This is a genomic window from Apilactobacillus sp. EABW-1NA, from assembly GCF_030398685.1.
Classification (GTDB): Bacteria; Bacillota; Bacilli; order Lactobacillales; family Lactobacillaceae; genus Apilactobacillus; species Apilactobacillus waqarii.
Genome location: NZ_JAPDKO010000006.1, coordinates 20,145 through 45,058, shown reverse-complemented (window position 1 = coordinate 45,058; position 24,914 = coordinate 20,145). Strand labels below are relative to the sequence as shown.

The 24,914-nt window shown below is 39.3% G+C and carries 20 protein-coding genes and 6 other annotated features; of the genes, 14 read left to right on the top strand and 6 right to left on the bottom strand.

Annotation, left to right across the window (positions count from 1 at the left end; all coding sequences use genetic code 11):
• Window positions 1-14: 14 nt before the first annotated feature.
• Window positions 15-650, top strand: a complete 636-nt coding sequence (lepB, locus tag OEZ61_RS02865) for a signal peptidase I (protein WP_041152682.1) — start codon at window positions 15-17, stop codon at window positions 648-650.
• A 25-nt stretch (window positions 651-675) separates the two neighbouring features.
• On the opposite strand, the gene OEZ61_RS02860 is transcribed toward lepB, so the two are convergent.
• Window positions 676-1,416: a hypothetical protein gene (locus OEZ61_RS02860; RefSeq protein WP_034530607.1), complete on the bottom strand. Its 741-nt coding sequence runs from the start codon at window positions 1,414-1,416 to the stop codon at window positions 676-678.
• Between the two features lie 228 nt (window positions 1,417-1,644).
• On the opposite strand from OEZ61_RS02860, the gene OEZ61_RS02855 reads away from it, so the two are divergent.
• The 9 genes from OEZ61_RS02855 (at window position 1,645) to OEZ61_RS02815 (ending at window position 12,086) form a co-directional block, all read left to right on the top strand.
• Window positions 1,645-2,982 (top strand): aspartate aminotransferase family protein, encoded by a 1,338-nt coding sequence (locus tag OEZ61_RS02855; protein ID WP_290046874.1) that lies wholly within the window; start codon window positions 1,645-1,647, stop codon window positions 2,980-2,982.
• Between the two features lie 23 nt (window positions 2,983-3,005).
• Window positions 3,006-4,322, top strand: coding sequence for a C1 family peptidase (locus OEZ61_RS02850; RefSeq protein WP_041152685.1), 1,317 nt, complete (start codon window positions 3,006-3,008; stop codon window positions 4,320-4,322).
• Window positions 4,323-4,336: 14 nt separating this feature from the next.
• A complete protein-coding gene (locus tag OEZ61_RS02845) occupies window positions 4,337-5,662 on the top strand; it encodes a C1 family peptidase (RefSeq protein WP_290046873.1) in 1,326 nt (441 codons plus the stop codon).
• A gap of 51 nt (window positions 5,663-5,713) precedes the next feature.
• Window positions 5,714-5,937, top strand: a binding site (T-box leader).
• A gap of 49 nt (window positions 5,938-5,986) precedes the next feature.
• Window positions 5,987-6,215, top strand: a binding site (T-box leader).
• A gap of 33 nt (window positions 6,216-6,248) precedes the next feature.
• Window positions 6,249-6,470, top strand: a binding site (T-box leader).
• A gap of 48 nt (window positions 6,471-6,518) precedes the next feature.
• Window positions 6,519-7,820, top strand: coding sequence for an argininosuccinate synthase (locus OEZ61_RS02840; RefSeq protein WP_290046872.1), 1,302 nt, complete (start codon window positions 6,519-6,521; stop codon window positions 7,818-7,820).
• Window positions 7,813-9,210, top strand: a complete 1,398-nt coding sequence (gene argH / locus OEZ61_RS02835; protein ID WP_290046871.1) for an argininosuccinate lyase — start codon at window positions 7,813-7,815, stop codon at window positions 9,208-9,210. The genes OEZ61_RS02840 and argH overlap by 8 nt, the downstream gene beginning before the upstream one ends.
• On the top strand, window positions 9,200-10,690 hold the full coding sequence (locus OEZ61_RS02830) for an ABC transporter substrate-binding protein/permease (protein ID WP_232347942.1): 1,491 nt from the start codon (window positions 9,200-9,202) through the stop codon (window positions 10,688-10,690). Before argH ends, OEZ61_RS02830 begins: the two co-directional genes overlap by 11 nt.
• The gene (locus OEZ61_RS02825; RefSeq protein ID WP_041152688.1) at window positions 10,674-11,408 is read left to right on the top strand and encodes an amino acid ABC transporter ATP-binding protein; all 735 of its coding nucleotides are present in this window, start codon (window positions 10,674-10,676) and stop codon (window positions 11,406-11,408) included. Before OEZ61_RS02830 ends, OEZ61_RS02825 begins: the two co-directional genes overlap by 17 nt.
• Window positions 11,409-11,528: 120 nt before the next feature.
• Window positions 11,529-11,711, top strand: a complete 183-nt coding sequence (locus OEZ61_RS02820; RefSeq protein ID WP_034530593.1) for a DUF6440 family protein — start codon at window positions 11,529-11,531, stop codon at window positions 11,709-11,711.
• Window positions 11,712-11,729: 18 nt separating this feature from the next.
• Entirely contained in the window at window positions 11,730-12,086 is a 357-nt protein-coding gene (locus OEZ61_RS02815) for a YisL family protein (RefSeq protein ID WP_041152689.1), read from the top strand.
• Window positions 12,087-12,150: 64 nt separating this feature from the next.
• On the opposite strand, the gene OEZ61_RS02810 is transcribed toward OEZ61_RS02815, so the two are convergent.
• The 4 genes from OEZ61_RS02810 to OEZ61_RS02795 form a co-directional block, all read right to left on the bottom strand.
• A complete protein-coding gene (locus OEZ61_RS02810; RefSeq protein ID WP_057198709.1) occupies window positions 12,151-13,059 on the bottom strand; it encodes a methylenetetrahydrofolate reductase in 909 nt (302 codons plus the stop codon).
• Window position 13,060: 1 nt separating this feature from the next.
• Window positions 13,061-15,319, bottom strand: a complete 2,259-nt coding sequence (gene metE / locus OEZ61_RS02805) for a 5-methyltetrahydropteroyltriglutamate--homocysteine S-methyltransferase (protein WP_263527645.1) — start codon at window positions 15,317-15,319, stop codon at window positions 13,061-13,063.
• Window positions 15,320-15,389: 70 nt separating this feature from the next.
• Window positions 15,390-15,633: a binding site (T-box leader), on the bottom strand.
• Window positions 15,632-16,414, bottom strand: a complete 783-nt coding sequence (locus OEZ61_RS02800) for a homoserine O-succinyltransferase (RefSeq protein ID WP_263527644.1) — start codon at window positions 16,412-16,414, stop codon at window positions 15,632-15,634. (Overlaps the previous feature by 2 nt.)
• Before the next feature lie 14 nt (window positions 16,415-16,428).
• Window positions 16,429-17,700, bottom strand: a complete 1,272-nt coding sequence (locus tag OEZ61_RS02795) for an O-acetylhomoserine aminocarboxypropyltransferase/cysteine synthase family protein (protein WP_198178145.1) — start codon at window positions 17,698-17,700, stop codon at window positions 16,429-16,431.
• Window positions 17,701-18,192: 492 nt separating this feature from the next.
• Window positions 18,193-18,453, top strand: a binding site (T-box leader).
• A gap of 56 nt (window positions 18,454-18,509) precedes the next feature.
• Here OEZ61_RS02795 and OEZ61_RS02790 point away from each other — a divergent pair.
• Window positions 18,510-19,694, top strand: coding sequence for a PLP-dependent aspartate aminotransferase family protein (locus tag OEZ61_RS02790; protein ID WP_198178146.1), 1,185 nt, complete (start codon window positions 18,510-18,512; stop codon window positions 19,692-19,694).
• Window positions 19,695-19,732: 38 nt separating this feature from the next.
• The gene (locus OEZ61_RS02785; RefSeq protein ID WP_198178147.1) at window positions 19,733-20,926 is read left to right on the top strand and encodes a homoserine dehydrogenase; all 1,194 of its coding nucleotides are present in this window, start codon (window positions 19,733-19,735) and stop codon (window positions 20,924-20,926) included.
• A 36-nt stretch (window positions 20,927-20,962) separates the two neighbouring features.
• On the opposite strand, the gene OEZ61_RS02780 is transcribed toward OEZ61_RS02785, so the two are convergent.
• A complete protein-coding gene (locus OEZ61_RS02780; RefSeq protein WP_034530580.1) occupies window positions 20,963-21,352 on the bottom strand; it encodes a hypothetical protein in 390 nt (129 codons plus the stop codon).
• 247 nt (window positions 21,353-21,599) lie between these two features.
• Window positions 21,600-21,851 (top strand) — a binding site (T-box leader).
• Between the two features lie 218 nt (window positions 21,852-22,069).
• On the opposite strand from OEZ61_RS02780, the gene OEZ61_RS02775 reads away from it, so the two are divergent.
• Window positions 22,070-23,257, top strand: coding sequence for an amidohydrolase family protein (locus OEZ61_RS02775; protein WP_198178148.1), 1,188 nt, complete (start codon window positions 22,070-22,072; stop codon window positions 23,255-23,257).
• A 12-nt stretch (window positions 23,258-23,269) separates the two neighbouring features.
• Window positions 23,270-24,892 (top strand): peptide ABC transporter substrate-binding protein, encoded by a 1,623-nt coding sequence (locus tag OEZ61_RS02770; protein WP_290046868.1) that lies wholly within the window; start codon window positions 23,270-23,272, stop codon window positions 24,890-24,892.
• Window positions 24,893-24,914: the final 22 nt, after the last annotated feature.

The following is a 24,914-nucleotide window of genomic DNA, read 5'->3' as shown; positions in this document are numbered from 1 at the left end:
GGGGAATTTAATCCATGAAATTAACTGCGAAACAAAAGAGTTTATTATCATGGGTTATCTACCTGTTATTCTTGGTACTGGCCTGGTTTGCTATCAAGAGTTTTGCGACCGTAGTTAAGGTTGATGGTCATTCGATGGACCCAAACTTACATACGGGACAACGAGTCTTGGTGATGAAACAAGCTGCGATTAAACGCAATAGCGTGATTGTTTTTGACGCGTTCGGCGAGGATCCTACCAAACTCGCCACTACATACTACGTAAAGCGTGTAGTTGGGATGCCTGGCGATAAAATCGTTTATAAAAACGGGAAGCTATACATCAATAACAAGCTCTATAAGCAAAACTATATTAGTAAGCAACAGGTGAGCGTGGGAACACGCTACAAATTTCAAACTGATGTCATTAAGAACTGGGATATTACCAAGTTATCCAAAGAAAAATGGGTAGATGACCAAGATGAAAAGGTTGTCCCTAAAGGGATGTACTTCGTTTTAGGTGATAATCGATCAATCTCAAATGACAGCCGTTATTGGGGATTTGTTGAAAAAAGAAAAGTATTAGGAGTTGTGTATGCATTCCCGTGGTCTGGAAATACCACACAGCGTTACAACATTAATGATTTACAAAATAAAAAAGCGTTGAATTAAATTCAACGCTTTTTTTGTTGGTTACTTATTTGTTGTTTGATGCGATACTAGTTGTAGAAAAGGTAGTAGTTGCACCGTCACTTACTGATGAAGTGGTAGTAGCAGCTGCACTGTTATTGCTTAGAGCAGCACCTGAACCATCTGTGGTAACGTTTTGAGTTACCTTTTGACCGTTATCATGTGATTGATTGAAATCATCGTGTTGATCGATGAATGAACGTCTTGATTCTTCAGGTTTAACTATTTCTTGTTTAGGTTTTACAACATCTTGAGCTGCTTGTTGCTTAGGAGCAGTAACGTTTTGCTTTGTTTGAGCAACTGCTGAATCATCAAGCATACGGTTGCTTAGGCTGAAACCTGAAGCGCTGGTATCGGCGATAACCATGCGTTTAACTTTTTTGGTAGCTTTTTTCTTTTTAGTAGTAGTCTTTTTAGGTTTTACAACGACCTTCTTAGCTTTTTTAACCTTTTTAACGGGCTTTACAAGCTTTAATTGGTATTCAGGAACATAACCACCTAGTTTTGGTAAGAATAGGAAGTTTGATCCATTGAAACGAACGCGGTTACCCACGTGCATGTGGCCAATTCTCTTGAAGTAACGGTATCTCATCATTGTGTGACGACCGTGACGTAACTTTCCATATTTGTAGACATTAACGAATTCGCTTCGGTTAGTGTATGTTTGTTTAGCGGATGCATGGACGGTAGTACCGATTAAAAATACGGCACCTACAGCTGCAAATGCAGCGGCGACTTTCTTTTTCATATCGTTTCCTCCCGGGAATGTAAAAAAATTCTCATATATATATAATAATTTACCAGTAAATACAGAAATATCAAGCTAAATAGACGGATTTAACCTAAATGTAACCTTCAGTTCAGTTATCCACATGTTGACAACTTTAATCAGTAAGCTATAATTAATGACAATTAAATTAGAAAACGATTAGAAACTAATCGTTTTCTAATAAATATATGGAATGAGGTGTTCAATATGAAAAATCAAGAAATTTTGCATGACGAAGACGAAAGTTTCGCATCAGCTTCACGTATCAAGTACTTTGATATGGTAATTGAATCGGGTGAGGGTGCGATTTTAACGGACGTCGAAGGAAACGAATACATTGATTTATTAGCGAGCGCATCCTCAACCAATACTGGTCATAGCCATCCGCATGTGGTTGATGCAATCACCAAACAGGCTCAAAAGTTAATCCAATATACTCCGGCATACTTCGCTAATTTACCGGCAGCCCAACTGGCCAAACGATTGACCGATTTAGCACCAATCGATGGACCGGCTGAATTGTCATGGGGGAACTCTGGATCAGACGCCAATGACGCGCTAATCAAGTTTGCCCGCGGATACACTGGTCGCCAAGACGTTGTCAGTTTTACTGGAGCATATCACGGTTCTACATATGGTTCAATGAGTGCTTCTGGCGTTAGTTTGAATATGAATCGTAAGATGGGACCATTAATGAGTGGATTCTACAAGGTGCCATTCCCAAGCCCATGGTATCGCGAATCATATGAAACAGAAGATGAGTTCGTAGACCGCATGTTTGAAGAATTTAAGCTACCATTTGATACATATTTACCTGCTGACGAAGTTGCGGTCATCTTGATTGAACCAATTCAAGGTGATGGTGGAATCGTCAAAGCACCAGAAAAGTACCTAAAGAAAGTATACGAATTTGCCCACGAACACGGCATCTTATTTGCGATTGATGAAGTCAATCAAGGGATGGGACGTACTGGTAAATGGTGGTCAATTCAACAATTCGACGGTATTTATCCAGACCTTATGACCGTTGGGAAGTCACTCGCTTCCGGTTTGCCACTAAGTGCGGTCATCGGTAAAAAAGAAATTATCGAATCACTTCAAGCACCAGCAAACGTGTACACCACCGCGGGAAACCCTGTTACCACAGCGGCTGCCATGGCCACAATCGACGTCATCGAAGACGAACATCTACTAGAACGTAGTGAGCGTTTAGGCGTTAAATCCAAAGTATTCTTTGATAGAATGAAAGAGAAGTACAGTTTTGTCGGTGACGTTAGAATGTACGGACTTGACGGTGGAATTGATATCATTAATCCTAAGACCGGAAAAGCTGACGTTAAAGTAGCGACAAAACTAATCTATCGTATGTTCGAACTAGGGGTAATCATGATTACCGTTAAGGGAAACGTACTTAGATTCCAACCACCTTTGGTAATTACCGAAGAACAACTAGAAAAGGCCTTTGACGTTATCGACCAATCGATGGATGATGAAGAAAATGGTCGCATTCAATTCGATAAGACTATCGGTTGGAGTACTGATTAATAAGCTAATTAGGGGTGTAATTAATGGCTCATACTAAGTTAACGCAAGAGTTCTTTGATGCAATGCGCGAAAAATATGACAATGATCCAAAAAACAAGGTATTACAACGTTCCGTTATGAAAAACGGCATTAACAATACCGCCAAAGATAACCGAGTAGTGGCTAAATTAAACCACACATACTCCGTAGAAATCGATACTGGTAAGGTATCAAACCAAAAACGTTCTGGTCGTTGCTGGCTATTCTCATTGTTAAACGTTTTAAAACATGACTTTGCGAAACGCTACGACGTAAAGGACTTTGAACTATCACAAAGCTACCTATTCTTCTGGGATAAGGTAGAACGTGCCAACATCTTTTACGACCGCATTATCGATACTGCTGACAAGCCTTTCGACGATCGTGAACTTCGCTGCTACTTAGCTGCACCGGGTGCAGATGGTGGTGAATGGGGGATGGCCGTTGCATTGGTACAAAAGTACGGTGTAATGCCAACTTCTGCCTTTCCTGAAAGCAACGTAACTGAAGATACATCCGATTTAAAGGAAGTATTGAACCGTAAGTTACGTCGTGACGCAATGGTATTACGTGACATGATTCATGCCGGAAACAGTGATGCCGAAATCGCTGAAAAACGTAAGGAAATGCTAAAAGAAGTTTACAAAATTGCTGGTTTTGCATGTGGTGTTCCACGTGAAACATTTACCTTTGAATACCGTGATGACAAGCAAAACTACCATGTAGATGCAGACATCACACCTAAACAATTCTTCGATAAATACTTCGAAATCGATTTAGATGATTACGTTGTTTTAGGTAATTATCCTAACCGTAAGATGGAACAATTATTCCGTAACAAGGCCGGTCAAAACGTTGTTGGCGGTCGCCAAGTTGAATTCTTAAACATGCCAATGGATGTGTTAAAGGATGCTGCGATTGCACAATTAAAGGATGGTGAAACTGTCTGGTTTGCCAACACCGTGACTGAACAATCAGACCGCCAAAACGGTCTATTAGACGACGATTTATACCGTCGTGCTGAATTATTTGATATCGACATGAACATGGATAAGGCCCAACGTTTGGATTACTACGACAACATTCCTAACCACGCGATGACACTTACTGGTGTCGACATTGTCGACGACAAACCAACTAAGTGGAAGGTCGAAAACTCTTGGGGTGAAAAGGTCGGCGAAAAGGGTTACTTCGTAATGGCAGATAACTGGATGGACAATAATGTCTTCGAAGTAATCGTCAACAAGAAGTACCTAACCGATTCACAAAGACAATTATTAGAACAAACCCCAGTCGATTTAGAACCTTGGGCAGCAGTATAAGGAGGACGTAGATAATGACTGAAACAAAAATTACCGAACAAGATCTAAAAGAATTACGTGCGGCCTACGAAAAAAATCCTACCAATGCAATTTTGGAAAGAACCGTAACACAAAATGGAATTGGCAATGTTTCATACGATGAAACAGCCACTGAAAAACTAAATCCCGTCTTTTCTGTTGAAGTGAAGACGGGTAAGGTGTCAAACCAAAAACAATCAGGTCGTTGCTGGATGTTTGCGTTATTAAACACCTTAAAGCACCAATTTGGCGCTAAATACAACGTTAAAGATTTCGAATTATCCCAAAACTATCTATTTTTCTGGGATAAGATTGAACGTGCTAACATCTTTTACGACCGCATCGTAAACACTGCGGACAAGCCACTAGATGACCGTACCGTTCAATACTTCCTAGAAGTTGGACCAGGTGCAGATGGTGGTCAATGGGCAATGGCCGTAGCATTAGTCCAAAAATACGGGGTTGTGCCAACCACTGCGTTTAGTGAAACCAACGTTTCTGAAAGTACCGGTGATTTGAAATCAATTTTGAATTACAAACTAAGAAACGATGCGTTCAAATTACGTAACATGGTAAACGACGGTGTGTCTGAAGAAGACATCCATGACGCTAGAGAACAAATGCTAGCTGAAGTTTACAAGATTGCTGCGTACTCACTTGGCGTGCCGCCAAAGACTTTTGACTTTGAATACAGGGATGATAACGACAACTATCACATTGATCGTGACTTGACCCCTAAGGCATTCTATGAAAAGTACCTATCAGATGCTGACTTAGACGATTACGTCGTCCTAAGTAACTCTCCTGACAAGGAATACGACAAGATGTATCGATTATCAGCGCAAGAAAACGTGGTTGATGGAAGAAAGATTGAATTCTTGAATCTACCAATGGAAGACCTAAAAAATGCTGCAATTGCGCAATTAAAAGATGGTCAAGCTGTTTGGTTTGCTAACGACATTGCTCGTCAATCTGACCGTAAAAAAGGATTCTTAGCTGAAAACCTATACCATTACGACGAACTTTTTGACGTTGATTTATCAATGAGCAAAAAAGAACGTCTACAATACCATGAAGCTAACGTTTCACATGCCACTGCATTAACCGGTGTTGATTTAGTCGATGACAAACCAACTAAATGGAAAGTGGAAAATTCATGGGGATCAAAGAATGGTGTCAACGGATATTTCATCATGGATGATGGTTGGATGAACGAATATGTATACGAAATTGTAATAAATAAAAAATATTTATCTGATGATAAAACCGCGCTATTAAGCCAATCTCCGGTCGAATTAACCCCTTGGGATTCATTAGAATAAAATTAAAGCATTGCAATTTTTCTGAGAAGGTATTAATATAAGTGACAATCAAATAAGACGTTGAACAGGAATTTTAATTATTGAGTGTTTCACAGGGAGCTCACGGTTATGAGAGTGAGTAACACGGTAGTTAAATCGTACCTGAGAGTCATTTTTCGAAATGAGTAGAAAAAATCGTAGGCGGCGTTAACGCTGAAGTTATTATAACTTCTCGAGCTAGTATTCGTGAGAATGCTAGGAATTGAGGTGGCACCGCGATTTTATTCGTCCTCTTGGATATCTTATCCAAGAGGATTTTTTTATACCCAAAAATAAATATCAATTTTAAAAACAGTGATTAGGAATTTTAGTTAATTCAGCCATTTACAGAGAACTTAGCAAAGCCGGGTGAGAGCTAAGGATGACATTAATTAAATCGTACCTATGAGTTTGAATTCGAAATGAGTAGAATTCACCGTTAACACGTTATCGTTAAAGTTTGAAAAAACTTTATGAGCTGATGTTCGTGAGAATGTCAGAAACTGAGGTGGAACCACGATTAGTCGTCCTCTAGGATTTATTCCTAGGGGACTTTTTTTATATAAATATTTGCATGATGATCAAGAATTTAATCAAACCAATCATTTACAGAGAAATTAACGTTGATGAGAGTTAATAATGACATTTGATTAATCGTACTTGTGAGTGAGCTTCGAAACGAGTAGAAGCAAACGTAGGCGGCGTTAACGCGGAAGTCATTGACTTTATGAGCTAGCATTCGTGAGGGTGTTAGAAAGTGAGGTGGTACCGCGAATACATCGTCCTCTATAGAAATTAAAATTTCATTGTTTATATACAAAAAAGGAGGATGTTTCACATGAAACAATCAAAGAAAATCGTTTTAGCATATTCCGGAGGATTAGATACATCAGTTTCAATCGCATGGTTAATCGAACAAGGTTTTGACGTAATTGCCTGCTGCATTAACGTAGGTGAAGATTACGGGGAACATAAAGATTTAAACCAAATTAAAGAAAAAGCATTAAAGGTTGGTGCCATCAAGTCATACGTTGTTGATGCACTAGACGAATTCGCCGAAGACTTCCTACTAACTGCATTAGACGCTAACGCAATGTATGAAGGGCAATACCCATTGAGTTCAGCACTATCTCGTCCTTTAATGAGTCAAAAGCTAGTTGAAATTGCTCACCAAGAAGGTGCCGAATACATCTGTCACGGTTGTACCGGTAAAGGGAACGACCAAGTTCGTTTCGACGTAGCTATCCATTCTCTAGATCCAAAATTGACAGTGGTTACTCCAGTTCGTCAATGGCACTGGAACAGAGAAGAAGAAATCGAATTTGCTAAGAAACACAACATCGATATTCCAATTGATTTAGATTCTCCATACTCAATCGACGCAAACATCTGGGGACGTGCTAATGAATGTGGTGTCCTAGAAAATCCATGGAACCAAGCTCCAGAAGACGCCTTCGATATTACTAAACCAATCGAAGAAACTCCAGAACAACCAGAATTTATGGACATCACCTTTAAACAAGGTAAGCCAGTCGCAGTTAACGGCGTTGAAATGAGCTTCGTTGACGTTATCAAAAAGGTTAATATCGTTGCCGGCAAACACGGCGTCGGTCGTATCGATCACATCGAAAACCGTCTAGTAGGAATCAAATCCAGAGAAGTATACGAAGCACCAGGTGCTACCGTATTACTAAAGGCCCACAAGGCAATGGAAGACCTAACTATGGAAAGAGATTTAGCTCACTTCAAGCCAATGATTGAACAACAAATCGCTAACCTTACCTACAACGGTTTATGGTTCTCACCATTGATGAAGTCACTAAAGGCATTTATCCAATCATCACAAGACACTGTGAGTGGAACAGTTAAAGTGAAGTTGTTCAAGGGTAACGTTTACGTAGTCGCTTCTAAGTCAGAAGAATCACTATACGACGAAGACCTAGCTACTTACACTGCAGCCGATTCATTCGATCAAAATGCTTCAGTTGGTTTCATCAAACTATGGGGACTACCTACTCAAGTTGCATCACAAGTAAAACAAAAGAATTTACAAAAGAATTTTATGAAAGATGTTATGAAGACTCAAACAAAGGAAAAGGTTCTAGTTGAAAACAAGTTAGAAGGTGAATCTGATGAGTGAGAAACTATGGGGCGGTCGTTTTAATGGCGATGCCAATGACTTATTCTTGAGGCTCGGCGCCTCAATCAATGTTGATATCAAGATGGCAAACGAAGACATCGAGGGATCAATTGCTCATGCCACAATGTTAAGCCACGTTGGTATCATCACAGAGGCCGAAAAAGACCAAATCGTGAATGGTTTAAAAGAAATTAAGGAAGAATTTAATGAAGGAAACCTTCATTTTAGCTACCAAAACGAAGACATTCATATGAATGTCGAAACAGTGCTAACCGAAAAAATCGGTGCTGTCGCTGGAAAACTCCACACCGCACGTTCAAGAAACGATCAAGTGGCACTAGACTTTCATTTATACCTAAAGAAACGTCTACCACAAATCATGGCACTAATTAGGAGTTTTCAAAGTGAATTGGTTAACCTAGCCGATGAAAATTTAGAAACCATTATGCCAGGATATACCCATTTACAACACGCTCAACCAATCTCATTTGCCCATTACCTAATGGCCTACTACGAAATGTTAGACCGTGATTACGACAGGTTCGAATTCAACCAAAAGCATACCAATATGTCACCAATTGGTGCTGCCGCTCTTGCGGGAACAACGTTTCCAATCGATCCTCATTTCACCGCCGACGAGTTAGGTTTAGATGCACCTTACAACAACTCCATCGATGCTGTATCAGATAGGGACTTCGCCATTGAATTTCTAAGTAATGCTTCCATTCTAATGATGCACTTATCAAGACTCTGCGAAGAAATTTGCTTATGGTCTAGCTACGAATTCAAGTACGTCGAACTATCAGACGCATTCAGTACTGGAAGCTCAATCATGCCACAAAAAAAGAACCCTGACATGTGTGAACTAATTAGAGGTAAAACCGGAGTGGTATACGGTCACCTAAATGCATTACTAGCAACGATGAAATCATTGCCACTGGCATACAACAAGGATTTACAAGAAGACAAGGCTGGCGTGTTTGATACAGTCGAAAATATCGAACCCATCCTACAATTAATGACCGAAATGATTGCGACAATGCAGGTCAATAAAGACCTGATGCTACAAGCGGTCGAAAAGGACTTTTCAAACGCAACTGAATTAGCTGATTACCTATCAGCCAAAGGATTACCATTTAGGCAAGCTCACCGTATCGCCGGTGAATTAGTTGCCAAATGCATAACCGAAAATTGTTACTTACAGGATCTATCATTAGAACAACTACATAACTATTCAGACTTGTTTGAAGAAGACATATACGAAGATTTGAAACCACATGTCGCAATTCAAAGAAGAAAGAGTTATGGGTCAACCGGTTTTAATGAAGTCAATAAACAGATTGAAAAAGCGAAAGAAAAACTAAAGGGAGAAATGAATCATGAAGAATAAAATGAAACATTCCGTGTTAATTACCATGTTGCTAATGATTGCAACACTATTCGTAACAGCATTCACTGTTCCAAGTGTTCAAGCATCAGCTTCTGATAACTCACTACAACAAATTAAGCAAAAAGGTTACATCGTAATGGGAACTGCACCAGATTATCCTCCATACGAATTTATTGGAAAAGATAACGGTGGTTCAAAGGTTTACGGTGCCGATATCGAATTAGGTAAGGCCATCGCCAAGGACTTAGGAGTAAAACTAAAGGTTAAATCAATGGGATTTGACTCACTACTAGTTGCGCTTCAAACTAAAAAAGTTGATATGGTTATTGCAGGGATGAACGAAACCCCTGAAAGAGCCAAGAGTGTCGACTTCAGTAAGACTTATTACTCATCTGGATTGAGTTTGGTATTAAACAGTGCCGACGACAAGAAAATCAAGTCATACAAGGACTTACAAGGTAAGACTATCGGTGCTCAAATCGGATCAGTACAATACGACGCTGTGAAGAAGGGTATCAAGAACATTAACCTAAAGGGAATGGAAAACATCAACGATTTAATTCTTGCTTTGAAGTCGGGAAAAATTCAAGCCATTCCACTAGATACTGCTGTAGCTCAAGCTTACGCAGCCCACAACCCAGGTCTAAAGATTATTGACGCTAAGATGCCTGGGCAAGAAAGCTCAAACAAGATTGCATTCTTCAAGGGTGCTACTAGCCTAGAAAACGCTGCTAACAAGACAATTGATAAGGTTAACAAGGATAACCTATACACCAAGAAATTCGTTCCAGCAGCCGCAAAACACATTACTAACAACAAGTCACAATCACAATTTGAAACAATGTGGCAATACAAGAACTTCTTTATCTCAGGTATTGAATACACAATGATCATCTCAGTAGTATCAGTATTCTTCGGTATCATCTTAGGAATTATATTTGCGCTAATGAGATTAAGTCATAACTGGCTATTACATTCAATCGCCGTTTGCTACATCGAATTCATTCGTGGAACACCTCAATTAGTACAAATTATGTTCATCTACTTTGGTCTAGGTACCATCGTTAACGTTCCAGCCTTAACTTCAGGAATCATCGCTATTTCCATTAACTCTGGGGCCTACGTCGCCGAAATCATTAGAGGGGGAATTAATTCTATCTCTGATGGTCAAAGCGAAGCCGCATTATCACTTGGTCTATCCAAGAAACAATCAATGCAATACATCGTGTTACCACAAGCCTTCAAGAATATCTGGCCTGCACTTGGTAACGAACTAGTAACATTGATCAAGGATAGTTCACTAGCATCCGTAATTGGGGTTGGAGAACTAATGTATCAAATGAGAGCTGTTCAAGCTGATACCTACCTAGGTGTCGCACCAATCGCTGTCATTATGGTCATTTACTTCGTAATCACATTTACAATTTCTAGAATCATGAAACACTTAGAAGGGAAGATTAGCCATGGAACCAATGATTAAAATTGAAAATTTAACCAAAAAATTTAAAAATAATACCATCTTTTCTGACATCAATGCTGAAGTCCACAAGGGCGAAGTAATCTCACTTTTAGGTCCTTCTGGTGCCGGTAAGAGTACTTTCCTTCGTTGCATTAACATGCTAGGTGAACCAACTTCTGGAAAGATTCTATTGGATGGTAAAGACCTAGTAAGCAGTTCTGAAAAGGAACTAATTCAATTAAGAACCCACATCGGAATGGTGTTCCAAAGCTTTAACTTGTTTGAAAACAAGACAGTCATCGATAACATCACACTAGCACCCATCAAGGTTAAGGGTATTAGTAAGGAAGACGCTGAAGATAAGGCTCACGAATTGCTTAAGACCGTTGGCCTAGATGACAAGGCAAACGTTTACCCAGATAGCCTATCAGGTGGACAAGCCCAACGTATCGCAATCGTACGTGCGCTAGCCATGGATCCTGAAGTAATCCTATTCGATGAACCAACTTCAGCATTGGACCCTGAAAAGGTCGGTGAAGTACTAAGTGTAATGCAAGACTTAGCTAAGAAGGACATGACCATGATTATCGTTACTCATGAAATGGAATTCGCTAAGAATGTGTCAGACGAAATTTGGTTTATGGATGAAGGAAAGATTCAAGAAAAACAAGCTCCACAAGACTTCTTCGCAAATCCTAAAACCCCTAACGCCCAACGTTTTTTAAGTAAAATGATTTAATCTGTTTATAAATACGTAAAAAGGCCAACATAAATGTTGGTCTTTTTGATTATTCTCATTTTATTTTGTACAATAAAGCTAAACATGACACTTTTTGAATTAATCCGAGGAGGAAATCAATTGTCTAAACGTTTTAAACTAGTAGAAGAATCATTTACAGGAGTATCCATTTACATCGATCAAAGAACCGGTGTTGAATACGGTGGATACGGAAGTACATTAACTCCACTACGCAACCCTGACGGAACTTTGTTTGTAGATGAATCTGAAATTGATCAAGATTACGAACACAAAGAAAAATAAACGGGGGAATATGAAACCATGTTTTTATGGATTCACTTAATTTTTGCGGTACTACTAATCGCTTTGGTGATTACCGCGCTATGCAAAAAGAATAACTTTAAGCCTTACATGATGGCCACTAGAGTGTCTTATCTAGTCTTCATCGTGACGGGAATTGTACTATTTAGCAAAGCCTTTGAACGCGATGCCATGTTCACGATTTTGAAGGTTTTATCAGCCATCTTCTTAATTGGCTTGATTGAAATGGCCTATGCCCAAAAGACTAAAAAGTCGTTAACTGTTGGATTGGTGATGAGCCTAATTCTAGTTTTCGCACTAGTGATTGTGATTGGATTGATCGTTGCTGGCGGTCGTCCTTTCATTCATTTTATTTAAATATTATTATCGCAGATTCTGCGTATCTAAAAAGAGAGTGAACAAATATGTTCACTCTCTTTTTTTATTGGTTGTCGCTGCCAGATAGGGATGGATGTTGGAGTTGATAGCTTGTTGCTTCAAATAAGGAATGGGTTGCTTCCCAAATCTTTTTAGCGACGTAGGTGTTATTCATGGTGTATAGGTGAATGCCATCGACGCCGTTGGCGACCAAATCAACGATTTGATCGACCGCATAGGCGATTCCGGCATCTCTCATTGCTTCTTTATTGTTGGCGTATTTGTTCATGATGTCGACGAATTTTTTCGGCATTTCTAGTCCCGACAATTCTGTAATGTGTTTAATCTGATTGCAGTTAGTACAGGGCATGATGCCGACTTCGACCGGCACATTAATTCCGGCCAGTTTCAAACGTTGACGAAAGTCATAGAATGCTTGGTTATCAAAGACCATTTGGGTGATTAAATGACCGACACCGTTGCCTACTTTTTCCTTCAAATGAAGGGTGTCATCGACCAAATCGATAGATTCGGGATGCTTTTGAGGGTAGCAGGCACCCGTGATGTCAAAGTCACCTTGGGTTTTGATGAATTCTGCCAATTCTGAAGCGTGGTTAAAGTCACCAACCGGTGTTTCGTCCGGATTAATGTCACCACGAAGGGCTAATACGTTATTAATGTTGTGTTGCTTTAATTGTTTTAGGAAATCAGCAACGTCTTTTTTGGAACGATAGATTCCTGGAATGTGGGCCATCGCAGGGATGTTCAAATCATTTTGAATCATGCTGGATAGCTCCAAAGCATTGTTATTTTGTGATCCACCGGCACCTAGGGTAATGGAAATGAAATCTGGTTTGATTCGTTTAATCCCGGTAAGGGCGTTCACTAATTTTTTGGTTCCTTCCGGTGTCTTGGGAGGGTATACCTCAAGTGAGAACACCGTTTTGTTCTTGAATGTATCTTTTAAACTCATGTTATCCCAACTCTCCGCGTTTTTGTTGAACAGCGGCGATGAAGTTCTTTAGACTAGCGAATGATTCTGATTCACCACGGGTCTTTAGACCACAGTCCGGGTTGATCCAAACCTTACTTTCGTGAAGTTTAGCTAGGATGTCACTGATAACGTTGTAGATTTCAGATTGACTAGGGACACGTGGAGAATGAATATCGTAAACTCCAGGGCCGACTTCTGTTTCAAAGTTATTTGCTTTTAATTTATCGATGATTGATAAATCAGAACGTGATGCTTCGAATGAAATAACATCGGCATCCATGTTATCGATGGCCTTGATGATGTCGTTAAATTCGCTGTAGCACATATGAGTGTGGATTTGAGTAGTTGGTTGGACCTTACTGTGAACCAATTTGAATGCTGGAATTGCCCAGTCTAGGTATTCCTTGTACCAGTCACTCTTACGTAGTGGAAGCTTTTCACGTAGGGCGGCTTCATCGATTTGAATAATCTTGATGCCGTGTTTTTCAAGGTCTAATACTTCGTCTTGGATTGCTAAGGCGATTTGGGTTACTGATTCCTTTGCAGGGATATCTTCACGTGGGAATGACCAGTTGAAGATAGTAACGGGACCTGTAAGCATTCCTTTAACCGGTTTGTCGGTCAAACTTTGGGCGTAGGTAGAAGCGGCAACTGTAATTGGGTTCTTACGGCTAACGTCACCCCAGATGATTGGTGGTTTAACAGCACGTGTACCGTATGATTGAACCCAAGCCTTCTTGGTAAATGCGAAACCAGCTAGGTTTTCACCGAAGTATTCCACCATGTCGTTTCGTTCGTATTCACCGTGGACTAAGACGTCAAAACCGGCTTCTTCTTGCCATTCAATGATTCGTTTAATCTTGTCCTTGTTGAATTGATCGTATTGATCCTTATCGATTTCATGATGCTTGTATAGCGAACGGTTCTTTCTAACATCCTTTGTTTGTGGGAATGAACCGATGGTAGTAGTTGGTAAATCTGGTAAGTGGAATTCTTCTTTTTGGATGGTTTCACGTTCTACACGACTTGGTAATCTGGTGTAATCGTCATCAGATAAGTCAGCGATACGTTTTGTAACGGCTGGATCCTTTGGATGGTTAACGTTCTTGAATAATGCTTCGTTTGTATTCAATAGTTCGGTGTTGCCATTAAAGAAGATTTCGTTTAGGTCGTGTAATTCGTCTAGCTTTTGGTATGCGAAGGCTAGGTGTTGTTTTAGTTCAGGGTCTAAATCGGTTTCGTTATCAACGGTGTATGGAACATGTAGTAGTGAACAAGAAGTTGAAATGACGATGTTTTTAACCGGTAGGCTCTTTAGTAATTCGATGGTCTTCTTGTATTCGTTACGCCAGATGTTCTTACCATTAACGACCCCGGCGAATAAGACCTTGTTGTCGTCAAAACCGTGTTTATCAATTAAATCAGCGGTTTGTTTACCTTCTAGGAAGTCTAAACCAATACCGTCGAATGGTAATTTAACTAAATCTTCATAGATATCACGAACATCACCGAAGTATGTTTGAAGATTAATCTTGAAGTCATGAGGAATAGCTAGGATTCGAGTGTATAGGTCATCGAATAGCTTCTTATCGTCAGCACTTAGATCAAATACTAGTGATGGTTCATCGATTTGTAGCCACTTGATGTCGATTGCATTTAGGCGAGCAAAGATATCTTTGTATGCTTCAACGATTGGTTCAATAAAGTCTTCGGCTGATTTTTTACCAACGTAGCGGCTTAGCTTTAGGATGGTGAATGGACCGATTAAGGATGCCTTAACGTTACTGTGTTTGGCAGCTGCCTTTTTCACATCGTCGAAGAATCTAGTTTCCACTAGTTTAATTTCTGTATCATCGTCGATTTCTGGGACGATGTAATGGTAGTTGGTGTTGTACCATTTCTTCATTGGTAGCGCCTTAACGGAATGGCTATCGTCTTGGTAACCACGGGCTTGGGCGAAGTATTCGTCTAATTGGTTTAAAGCTAAATCGGCATAACGCTTAGGTGTGATGTTCAATAGGGTAGCGGCGTCTAAGACATTATCGAAGAATGAAAAATCACCGGCACTGATTAGACCTAACTTGGCGTCTTCTTGAATTTGCCAATTCTTTTCTTTTAGTTCATCTGAAATTTTTAGTAGTTCTTCTTGATTGATTTCTTTCTTCCAATATTTTTCTGTAGCGCGTTTTAATTCGCGGTTTTCTCCAATTCGTGGGAATCCAATAATGCTTGTACTCATAATGTTACCTCCTCGGGTAAATAAAAATTAATTTAACGGGTGAATAAAAAAATCCCGCAGTCTATGTAGACTACGGGACGAAATCTTCGTGTTACCACCCTGATTTTGTAATACATCGCTGCATTACACTCAATAAGTACTTCCTAAAAAATACTTCTACGCGATAACGGGCGTACCCGAACATCGTTTGTCAAAGACTTACGATGATAGATAATTCCTAGACCATTTTCAGTTTCCTTACGTACTTTGTCTCATCGTAATCAAAGCTCTCTGTGAACGTTAAAAAAACTTACTTATCTGCTCAATATCTATTTATTTAGATGATGTAAATTGGTTTAACCAATTGATGTAAAAGGTGGTGGCATCTGTATGCCAGGAGTTGATGGGATGATCCTGATTGTCAAAGTAGTTACTTGGTTTTTTAGTATCCAAACCTTTTTTGACATCGCGGAAATATTCATCAGCTAAAGTTTTCGTCCCGTATTCAAGATGACCAGTGACGTAGTATGAATTAGTGTTTGAATCGAAAATTAAGGTGGCGCCGATGGTGTCGTTTCCAGCTAGCACTGTTGCCTTAACGTTATTTTTCGGAATCGTGAAGTAACGTGATTGAGGCATTGTAATGCCATCGGTTGTATAGACCCCGTAAATCTTTTGGTCCAACTGTTGCCCGGTTAGAATGCCGTCGATTGTTCCGGCAGCCCAGGCGGCCCAGCAGCTGAATAGGCATGTGTCGACGTGGGTCTTACGCCAGTTAATAAAATCAACGAATTCGTTCCAGTAATCGACCTCATTGAAGTATTTTCTGTCTAGTGGGGCGCCGGTCACGATTAATGCATCAAAATGATTATCAAAAACATCCTTGGTTGTGACGTATTTTTCGATGATCTCTGAATCGAAGTGTTTGATGTGGTGACTGGCCATGCGACAGAAATTCAAATTAATGTTTAGGTCGGTTTGTTGAAGCAAATCGATAATTTGGTGTTCAGTCTCAAGCCGATTGGGCATTAGATTTAGCACTAAAATATTTAGGGCATCATCAATTTTTTGATGACTATTTTGTGAATAGCCAGATAGGATGTTGATACAACCCATAGGCCTTACCTCCTTTAAATTTTCGCGAAAGCTTGTTTCAAATCGTCAATAATGTCGTCAGCGTTTTCAATTCCAATTGAAATTCTGATTAAATCAGGTGTAATTCCAGCTTCTTTTAATTCCTCTTCATTTAGTTGAGCATGAGTGGTTGAAGCGGGGTGAATGATTAGTGATTTGGCGTCTCCAACGTTGGCTAGTAGTGAGAATAGGTTCAAGTTTTCAATTAACTTCTTACCAGCTTCTTCGCCACCGGTTAGTCCAATTGTGAAGATTGATCCGACACCCTTAGGGAAACTCTTCTTGGCTTGTTCGTAGTACTTGCTGGATGGTAGTTCAGGGTACTTAATCCAAGCGACCTTATCGTTGTTAGATAAGAAGTCGATGACCTTACGGGTGTTTTCAACGTGTCTTGATACTCTAAGTGACAATGTTTCTAGACTTTGAATTAATAAGAATGAGTTGAATGGACTAATTGCACCACCGGTATCACGAAGGATTTCTGCTCTCACCTTGGTGGTGAATGCACCTGGTTTTAAGTCGGCAAATACTAATCCGTTGTAGTGGGTATCTGGGGTTGTGAAACCAGGATAGCGACCGCTTGTACGATAGTCGAACTTACCATTTTCAACGATAATCCCACCCATTGTGGTACCGTGACCACCGATGAACTTAGTTGCGGATTCAACGACGACGTCGGCACCGTGATCCAGTGGACGGTATAGGTAAGGGGATGCGAATGTGTTATCGACAATCAATAACAGGTCATGTTTATGAGCGATGTCTGCGATTGCTTCGATATCACTTAGATTGATATCCGGATTACCGATTGTTTCTAGGTATAACGCCTTGGTATGGTCGTTAATTTCTTTTTCAAAGTTTTCTGGATTGTCAGAATCAACGAAGTGAGTGGTAATTCCTAACTTAGGTAATGTGGCGTTAAATAGGTTGTATGTTCCACCATATAATGTTCCGGCTGAAACGATTTCGTCGCCTTGACCAGCAATGTTGGTGATGGTGGCATGAATTGCTGCTGCACCAGATGCTAAAGCAACGGCACTAGTTCCATTTTCCAGTGCAGCCACACGTTTTTCGAAAACGTCGGTGGTTGGATTGGTTAAACGAGTGTAGATGTTACCTGGATCGGTTAAGGCAAAACGACCAGCAGCTTGAGCTGCATCTTTAAAGATATATGAACTGGTCTGATAAATTGGTACGGCACTGGCACCAGTCTCATCAATGTGTTGACCTGCGTGAATCTGTAAAGTTTCAAATTTATCTGTACTCATAAAACATTCCTCCTAAATTTTGGTAACAAAAAAAGCTCTCGCTCCATATATAACTAAATACATGGGACGAAAGCTTCCGCGGTACCACCCAACTTCGCTTTATTATTGCTAATAAAGCCTCAACGACACTAACATGTCTGGGAAGGTATCGGTTCCTACCGGATTTCTAGCTTGCACTATCGATCATGACTCAGAGCTCATCTGTGACTCACAATTAATTGCACCTTTTCACTATCCGATGCTCACTTTGAATCAATCGTTTTGAGTTACTCTTCTCTTCAACGTCTTAATTATTTAAGTTGTTTTGAATGATAGTCCTAGTATTTTCTAATGTCAACAGATAAATTAAAATTTTATTAGAAAAAGATTAATAAAAATATTTTTCAAAAAGTTTATATACTATCTTTTAGACCGTTTTTGTGTACCGAAAATTAAAATATCTGGTTTGACAAACAAATTTTAACGAGTAAACTTCGAGACAATCAAAACAACCAAAAAACTTTGCAGAGATGAGTAAGATTTATAAGCCTCAATAAGAGAGCCGATGGATGGTGAAATTCGGTGTGGTGGAGAATCTGAAAATGGTCTTTGATTACAGTAATTAGGCGATCTTTGGTAAGTCTAATTCGGGTGCGCCCGTTACCGCGTCAGAGTATCTTAATCATCTGACCTCTATGATTAACGTACTTGTTGAGAAGTAGCCAGTGATGGCTGCTTGAATTCAGGGTGGTAACACGTACCGACGTCCCGTAGTCTAAAAGAGACTGCGGGATTTTTTTATTTCTCAGATTTAGAAAGGATGATTGATTATGACAGGATTTAACACCAAATTAGTCTATGGAAAAGGGCTAAATAATCTTCACGATAACTGTACGGGCGCAGTGAATGTTCCATTATACCAATCCACTACATATGCCTTTAAAGATATCGATGGGGAAAACAAATATGATTATTCACGTTCTTTGAACCCCACAAGAGAGTACTTAGAAGATCAAATTGCCTGCTTGGAAGATGCCAAACATGGCTTTGCTTATGCATCCGGAAGTGCCGCTATTTATGCGGTTTTCACTTTATTTAAACCGGGTGATCACATCGTCGTTAGCAAGAATATTTACGGTGGAACTTTCCGTTTGATTAACGACTATTTGAAAAACTTGGATATTGAATTTACCCAAGTGGATACACAGGATTTAGCAGACGTCGAAAGTGCGATTAAGCCTAATACTAAGGCGATTTACTTCGAAACTATCGACAACCCATTCATGAAGGTTACTAGTGTGAAGCATATTGCTGAAATCGCCCACAAACACGGTGTTTTCACCATCGTTGATAACACATTTTTAACCCCATATTTGCAACAAGCATTGAATTTGGGCGCAGACATTGTCATCCATTCAGCTACTAAATATCTTGGCGGTCATTCAGACGTGATTGCCGGACTCGTTGTTACCAACAATGAAGAAGTAGCCGATAAATTATATTTTTGTCAAAACGCAGTCGGTGGCATCCTAGCACCAGAGGACTGTATGTTGGTAATTCGTGGAATTAAGACATTATCAGTTCGTTTGGACAGACATATTCAAAATGCCCAAAAAGTTTTGCAATATTTAGATTCCAAGACTGACGAAATCAAACACATTTATTATCCAGGTCGTGCCGGTGATGAAACCGATGAAATCGCTAGAAACGAGCTAAAGGGATACGGTGGTGTGATCACGTTTGAACTAAACGATAACGTTGATCCAAAGGCGTTCGTCAACAGTGCAGAATTAATCTGGTTAGCGGTCAGTCTAGGTTCCGTCGAAAGTCTAATCGAACTTCCATACTACATGACCCATGCCGAATTACCGGTCGAAGAAAGAAACAAAGTTGGTATCACACCTCACCTAGTTCGTTTGTCAGTTGGACTAGAGGATCCAGAGGACTTGATTGCTGATTTGGAGCAAGCTTTTGCTAAGGCGAAAAAATTAACCGCGGTAGAATCTGCGAAATAAGATATAATAAAGCCAAAGCAAAAAAGGAGGCTTGCACTATGAAAATTGCAATCTTAGGTCACGGTACCGTCGGAAGTGGAGTCTTAAAGATTATTCAAGACAGCGCTTTGCATCCATTTGAAAAAGATTTATCAGTTAAATATGTATTTGTTCGTCCAGAAAAAGTTGATCAAAACGAATTATTTGTGGATGATTACGCAACGATTTTAAATGATGAAGAAGTCGATGTAGTCGTGGAAGTACTAGGTGGACTAGAACCAGCTAAGACAATGATCATCGATGCATTAAAACATGGCAAGAACGTTGTGACAGCTAACAAAGCGGTCGTGGCGAGAAATTTGAAGGAATTTGATGAAATCGCTGAAGAAAATGGTGTAAAGTTCTACTTTGAATCAGCCGTTGGTGGTGGAATTCCTTGGATTATTAATTTGGAAAGGGCACTTCGCATCGACCAAATCGATTCAATTCACGGAATCCTAAACGGAACTAGTAACTACATTTTGGATACTATGACTAAGACTGGTCAAAGTTTCGATAAAGTCCTAAAAGATGCTCAAGACTTAGGATACGCAGAAGCCGATCCAAGTGCAGATATCGATGGATACGACATCGAAAATAAATTATGTATTAGTGTGGACATTGCCTACAACACCTTTGTGAAACCAGGTGACCACCTATTAAAATTTGGGATTAGAAATATTACCGATGAAGATATTAAGTACTTCAAGAAACACAATTTAATCGTGAAATTACTAGGTCGTAGTTTTAAGAAAAACAACAGTTTTAACTTTGTGGTTGAACCAACTTTATATACTCCCGGACAAATTGAATCCGGAATCCATGATAACTACAATTTCGTTGGGTTACGTGGAACTACCATCGGTAAACTAACCTTTAATGGCCAAGGTGCGGGTGAATTCCCAACTGCCCACGCGTTAGTGCAAGATATCTTAGATTTAAAGGCCAACAATGTGCACTTAAAACGTGATTTTAACGAAGAATTTTCTTTGGATAATACTACCAAGCAAAAGAATTATGTCGTTAGAACCAGTGCAGATCTAGAATCAAAACTACCAGAATATGACATTCAAAAAGACGGTAATTACTACCATATTGCCGCAATTGATACTCAAAAGATTCATGATGTTGTTAACGAATTATCCAGTAAAGATAAGGGCATTTTCTTTGCCTGCATCAGTGGTGGAGCATCCAATCCATGGATTGAAAAATAAAAAGAGCGCCTATATTAGGCGCTCTTATTTGTTTTCTTATTCAAAATCTTGTAATGCAAGTTCTGCATATGTTAGACGGGCGAAAGTATCATCAGTTGATACACCAGCGTTTTCGAACATGTTTGCGAATAAAACATATTTTGGTTGATCGCTGTATTCACCAGTAATTTCAATCAAACGTTGTAGTTGATTGGTACGGTTTGCTAAATCATCGATGTGGTTTAGTTCCAAATCGTTCTTAGCTGCATCGTAAATAATCTTGTAAGCTTCGGTATTAGTTAATAAATCTAATGCCTTAACTTGTTTCATAAAGTTATCAAATTGTGCATCTGATAATTGTTCTTTAACGTAATGTAAATCAACGATTTCATCGCTAAAGTCTTTTGCCCATTCGTTAATAATAGGTCTTAGTTGTATGTCTGACATTGTTAAAAAATCCTCTCCTAATTCAGATAATGCGTTTAGATTATTCTAGTACAAACATCTAAAAACGTGTGTAGTTTTTTCATTTATAATGTCATTAAATGGGGGTTACCGAAAAAATTCATGTAACACCTATGATAGTATCTCACATAAGGGATACTAATTGCAAAAATATAGAAATATTTACGAAAAATTAGACATTTAGTTTGACAATCATTATAAAAGGATTAGAATACGATTAAAGATAAATAGAAAAGCGAAGAATAGAAAGAGTAATTTCGGACCACGTTTTTAGAGAGATCCCGTTTGGTGAAAGGGATTAACAATGTTTGAAACGAAAATCATCTATGAGCTGCCAGGCAAATAAAGTAGTCTCGGCTGGGAATTCCCATTACAGAATCTGCAAATCAACGGGTTTGTTTGAGATATATCGTTTATCTTTATGAAATTAATTTTGAATCGGTATAACAAAAAGGTGGTACCGCGCGCAAGCGCCCTTTATTTCGTGTATGCGAAATTGGGGCGCTTTTTTATTTGCTCAATTTAAGGAGGTGATGGAAATGAAATCAGACATTAGTGGCATTTTAAATGCGAATCGTAACTAGTTTAAATTTTTACAATAACGCCAATATCAGGCGGTAAACATACATAGTTTTAAGAAAACTGCAGTTGCTATCTATGATTTATCCCTTGAGGTGTTAACTTTAGGAGGATTTAATCATGAGTAAAACTCTATATACAAACTTCAATTTATTTAACGGATTTGAAGATAAGACATACAAAGACACATCAATGTTAGTTGATGAAGACACCGGAAAGTTTTTAGCATTCGGTGAAGACGCGACAAAACAAGACAGTGACAAACAAGTTGATCTAAAATGTCAATTTGTAATGCCAGGATTGGTAAATTGTCACACCCACATCACTTTAGACTCTGATACAGCCGACGGAAATCCTGACGCTGATCAAACTACCGCAACTGTGCGCGCGGTAGACAGTCTAAGAGCGTTACTTAAATCAGGGGTTACATATGTAAGAGAATGCGGTAGCCTTTATGGTTTAGATGCAACATTAGCTAAACTACAAAGAACAAATAAGTTGACTAAGGTGCCTGAAATGATGGCATCTGGTCGAGCTTTGACTATGACTGGTGGACACGGTGATGCACCTCATAGTGGAGTGACCGTCGATTCTCCAGACGAAATGAGAAAAGCAGTTAGAAATAATTTTAAAAATGGTGCTCAATGTACCAAGGTCATGGCTACCGGTGGTGTGATGTCACCAGGAGACTACATGGATGAAGCCCAATTAACCTTAGAAGAACTAAAGGTTGCTGTATACGAAAGCCATAACAAGCATGCTGTAGTTGCAGCTCATGCCGAAGGAAATCCTGGAATCATGAACGCCATCAAGGCGGGAGTTGATTCAGTGGAACATGGTTTTTATGTTAATGATGAAGAAATCGCATTGATGAAAGAACACAATACCTACTTAACACCTACACTAGTTTCTGCTTGGTGCATTGCCGAATACGGTAAGGACACACTACCAAAGTGGGAACTAAACAAACTTTTGAATGCCCTAAACGACATCTACAAAAATGTTCGCCATGCTAAGGAAAGTGGTGTAAAGGTTACCTTAGGGACAGACGCTGGTACACCTTACAACGATTTTTCTAAGACACCGGTTGAATTTCAATTGATGGTCGAAAAAGAAGGTTTCACTAATTTTGAAGCATTATCTACTTCAAGACATTCAGCTGAACTAATGCACTTGGATGATTACGGAACATTGGAAGCTGGTAAATATGCCGATTTCTTAGTGTTAGAAGACGATCCATTGGCAGACGTTAAAGCCGTTCAACAAGTTGATAAATCAGTATATAAACTTGGTCAAAAGGTGTACTAGGGGGAATTAAATATGAAAAAAACAAAATTATTACTACTACCATTTTTAGCAACCGTCACATTATCACTTGCAGCATGTGGTAATTCATCAACCCAATCAAAGGGTGCGAAAACTCAATCACTAAACTGGATGCAAAACGCAAATCTAATTACTTTGGATCCATCTAAATGTATTGATACTATTAGTTCTACGACACTAAACAATGTTGACAGGGGCCTTTTTTTTAGCCCATCATCCAGCAAATATGAATATGGCGTGGCTAAGAGCATGAAGGTATCAAAGGATGGAAAAACATATACATTCGATTTGAGAAAATCAAAGTGGAGCAATGGCGACCCTGTTACTGCTTCCGACTTCGTCTATGGTTTCCAAAGAACTGTCGATCCAAAAACTGCTTCTCAAGATGCATATCTAATGGATCACTTACTTAACTACAAAGAAGTTAGCACCGGCAAACTAAGTCCCGACAAACTAGGGGTGAGTGCACCAAACAAATACACTTTCGTGGTTAAACTATCATCACCACAATCATACTTTAAGAGCCTTCTAACCGACTCTGCCTTCTTACCACAAGATAAAAAGGTCGCCGTTAAGTACGGTAAGAAATATGGTACTTCAAGCAGCACACAAGTATACAACGGACCATTTACCGTTACTGGCTGGACCGGAACCAATGATTCTTGGACATTAGCTAAGAATAAAAATTATTACGATGCCTCAACTGTTCGTTTGAACAAGGTAAACATGAAGGTTGTTAAGGACCAACAAACCGGATTAAATGAATATCAAACTGGTTCATTGGACGAACTTTCACTTTCTGGAAAACAACAAGTAAAGAACTTTAAGGGTTCTAAAGAATTACATACGTACAAAACGATGTATTCAAACTATTTAGAACTAAATGAACAAAAAGATCCTGAATTTAAGAATTTAAAACTAAGAGAAGCGCTATCATTAGCTATCGATAGAAAAGACTATGTAACCGATGTATTAGGGGATGGCTCAAACCCAACCAAAGGCTTTGTTGCTGATGGTCTAGCTAACTACAAGGGCAAGGATTTTGCTGCGGCAACTTATGTAAAAGGAACTGCTGATTACAACTTAGACAAAGCTAAGAAGCTATGGAAGGAAGGACTAAAAGAAGTCGGTAAGAATTCTTTGAACCTAACCTTAACTTATGACGATACTGATGTTGCTAAGGCAACAACTGAATACTTACAAGCTGAATTCCAAAAATTACCAGGATTGAAAGTAAGTAATGTTAACCTTCCTCGTCAACAAAGAATCTCACGATTATTTAGCGGTAACTTTGACTTAGTAGTAACCGGATGGGACCCAGGCTATGCTGATCCAATCTCAGCTTTGAACATCAGAACATCAAATAGTTCAATCAACTTTAGTAAGTGGCAAAATTCTGAATTTGATAACTACATCAACAAGTCAAACGCTGTCGACGCTAATAACCCAGCTAAGAGATGGGATGATTTAGTTAAAGCAGGTAAGCTAGTAAATAAAGAAGTAGGTGCGGTACCTTTCTATCAAACATCTAACCCAGTTGCATTAAAGACCAACGTTAAGGGTGTTACCTTTAACCCAGTTGGTAGTTGGGACTTCTCACATGGTTATGTAGAATAACCAAACAAAAAAGACCTAGAAA